Raw genomic sequence first — 3,431 nt, forward strand, 5'->3', positions numbered from 1 at the left:
GTTCATGCTTGCAGAACCTCCTCATCTTGGCGTTGATAGACGAACTCCCCATCTATCATCGTTTTGTCTACGCGCAGCTCTTTGATACGATCTGCCCGCGTTGCCAAAATATTGCCGTCCAGCACAACGAGATCAGCCAGCTTTCCGACCTCAATACTCCCTTTGATCCCCTCCTCAAAACTGGCGTACGCTCCGTTCCAAGTAAACATGCGAATCGCCTCCATGATGCTGACCCTTTGATTGATCCCCACATCCTGACCTGTTTTACTCAAACGATTAACAGCAGCATGAATCCCAATCAGCGGGTTGAAATCAGTCACGGGACTATCCGAAGCTCCTGCCGCAATGATCCCCGCGTCGAACTGATCCCTCGCCGGAAACATATGCCCGACACGCTCTCCGATGTTTTTCACATACGAATCGCCGTAATCGTAGATAAAAGCAGGATTCGGAATGGGTACGACACCTAGCCGAGCCATTCTCGCTAACAGATCAGGCGCAGATACACCTGCATGCTCAATCCGATGTCGGTGATTCTCGCGCGGATGGGCTTCTAGTGCCGTTTCAAAGCATGTCAGCAGCATGTCAATCGCTCGATCTCCCTGGGCATGAGCGGTAATTTGAAAACCTTTTGCATGTGCCTCTCCCAAAATGGTATTCAACTCGTCCTGTTCATAGTAGAGAATTCCGTAATCATCTGGTCGGCTAGAGAACGGTTCACGCATGGCCATCGTGGGCGCAATGCTTGCCCCATCGGTAAAAACCTTCGCGGGTCCGATACGGAAGCGAGCATTCCCCGTACCCGTTACCATTCCGGCAGCGATCATCTTTCGGACAAAATCATCGGATTGATTCAGCGCACAAACCATTGCGTAAATACGAACTTTCACGTCACCTTTTTGTACGGCTTTTTGCATCGCCCGATAGTTCTCTGAACCGTATCCTCCCGCATCATGGACACTCGTAATGCCCGCAGCAACAAAGTCTTTCGAAGCCAATCGCAGCCCTTCAATGTACTCTGCTTCTGTAAAAGCAGCTTTTTCAAACATGTTCATATGTGCCGTTTCGATGAGGAATCCCGTTACTCACCAGCTGTATCACGATCAATACGTCCACCTTGGGGATCGGCTGTGTCTCTGCCGTACCCCGCGATGGCAAGCGCCCTGCTGTTTACGACAGAATGATGAGCACACGTTCTCATGACAAAAACAGGATGCGCTGTCGTCACTTCATCCAGCTCGGCAAGCGTCGGATAGCGTTGCTCGACCATGAGATTTTCATCGAAACCACATGCCCTTACCCATTCCCCTCTGGGTGTTTTATTCGCTTGTTCTTTCAATGCAGTGAGCAGATCATCAATCGACCTGATCCCTCTCGCTTTGCAATCGACCCCCAGCTTGTTCGTACCGTAAATCGTAATATGCAGGTGGGCATCGATGAAGCCGGGCAATAGACTCTTCCCTTGCAAATCAATGACTTTTGTATGTGATTGAATCAACTGTTTCACATCTTCACTAGATCCGACAGCAAGAATGCGATTCCCTCTGACTGCCACCGCCTCTGCCACCCGATTCTCTTGATCTACCGTGATCACCTGTCCGTTGAGAAATACAGTATCTGCCATATAAAACTGCCTCCTTTTAGGAAATGAGTATTAAAGAGTAGGTGTCCCTTCTGTGTTTGCGGCATGACGATTCAGTGCAAAAAGATTCTTCGTCACAAACGTCACAGCAAACATCACGACGAGATTGACTAGCAATGCCACGACACCAATGTTCAGGTCTTTGACAACGGTTGGCCAATTTGGGAACATGGTCGCAATCGTCACATGGAAAATGGTCACATATGCAACGGTTGATACCCCACATAAAATCCCGGCAAACGCACCGTATTTATTCACCCACGGCTTCGCAGGAAGACTAAAAAGCAAGGCCGGGAATAACTGTGTGACCAAGCTGTAGCCCATTAATAACAGCGTAACGAGCGTATCTCCCCCACTCAGTGCAAAATACAGAGAGATCAACGAAATGACAGGCACCAACCATTTGGCAATCCGGGCGATTTGTACGTCAGATGTGTGCGGAACCATGACTTTGAACACATTTTTCGCCAAGAGCGTCGCCCCTGTCATCAATAGCATCGAGCCTGGTACGAGCGCAGTCAGCAAGCCTGCCGCTCCAATGATCCCGACTACCCACGGATCGAATGTTTGCAACGACAGACGGAGCAAGGACAAATCACCGTCCGCCCCTTTTAAACCAGGCACTTGCAGAATCGCCGTAAAGCCGACAAAAAACACAAACAAAAGCATCAAGGTATAGAGCGGCAGCATGATCGTATTTTTGCGGAACACATTTGCATTTTTCGCTGAAAACACAGAGCCGAACGTATGGGGCCACATGTAAAAGCCAAACACCGTGACCAGCACCGTAGAAATGTACCAGGAAATGCTTAAACCCTCCTCGGGGAACGTCAAGAAACCAGGATTGGAGGCTTGTACGGCTTCAAACATTGGCTGGATGCCCCCATAGTAATGAAACGGAAGGAAAAGCCCGAGGAAAACGACCACAAAGAAAATCATGATGTCCTTGATCGCAGCCGTCCAAGCCGAACCGTGAATACCCGAGATCATGACGTAAATCGTCACAACAATGACCCCGATCCATATCGCACCAGCAGGCGAAATCGAGCCATAGGATGCTTCCGATACGATGATCCCAAGGCCTTTGAATTGGAGGACGAGATACGGAATAATCGCAATGACTCCGACCGCTGCGACCAAAATGCCGAGTATCGGACTATTGTATTTGCTTACAAAAAAATCGGATTGGGAGACGAGCTTGTGCTCTTTGGCATACTGCCAAATTGGCGGCAAGAGCCAGTAGGAAATGACATAGGCGAGTGAAATATAAGAGAGAACGTAGTAAGAAGGCGCCCCTTTGGAGTACGCCCAACCACTGCCCCCCAAAAAGGTGAAAGTCGTATAAATTTCGCCTGCTACCAGCAAGAAAATAAAGATCGAACCGAATCCTCTGCCGCCAACGGTCCATTGCTCCATATTCATGTCTTTCCCTTGTTGCGCACGGATACCGGAATAGAAGGACAGCAATAAAAAGGCAAAAATAATGATCAAGGCGATATTCATTGGCCGTCCTCCTTCGTAGCAGGGTCGATTTTGTTGAGAAATGCCATGATGACGGAGGTTAAGATAACCCAGAGAACGATCCAAAACAGGACAAACGGCATGCCTAATACGTAAGGCTCAACCCGATTCACAAACGGAATTCCTCCCAGCATCCCAATGAATGGCAGTACCCCTAGCCAATCTCTCGCTTTCATACGACTCCCCCCAGTTTTGCTCGATTTGTCCCATTGCCTGTACACATCCTGGACATGTACATTATTATTATCGAAAAATTCAAATATCTCCT

The 3,431-nt window shown here is 48.8% G+C and carries 2 protein-coding genes and 1 pseudogene; all 3 read right to left on the reverse strand.

Features of this window, described 5'->3' with window-relative positions; genetic code table 11:
* Positions 1 to 2: 2 nt before the first annotated feature.
* Positions 3 to 1,624, reverse strand: a pseudogene (locus C7R94_RS29680) (amidohydrolase).
* A gap of 30 nt (positions 1,625 to 1,654) precedes the next feature.
* Complete coding sequence (locus tag C7R94_RS29685) at positions 1,655 to 3,145, reverse strand: sodium:solute symporter family protein (protein WP_106786047.1); 1,491 nt, start codon at positions 3,143 to 3,145, stop codon at positions 1,655 to 1,657.
* Positions 3,142 to 3,339 (reverse strand): DUF3311 domain-containing protein, encoded by a 198-nt coding sequence (locus C7R94_RS29690; protein WP_106786048.1) that lies wholly within the window; start codon positions 3,337 to 3,339, stop codon positions 3,142 to 3,144. Before C7R94_RS29690 ends, C7R94_RS29685 begins: the two co-directional genes overlap by 4 nt.
* Positions 3,340 to 3,431 lie beyond the last annotated feature (92 nt).

It is taken from the genome of Brevibacillus sp. NRRL NRS-603, assembly GCF_003013445.1.
Classification (GTDB): domain Bacteria; phylum Bacillota; class Bacilli; order Brevibacillales; family Brevibacillaceae; genus Brevibacillus; species Brevibacillus formosus.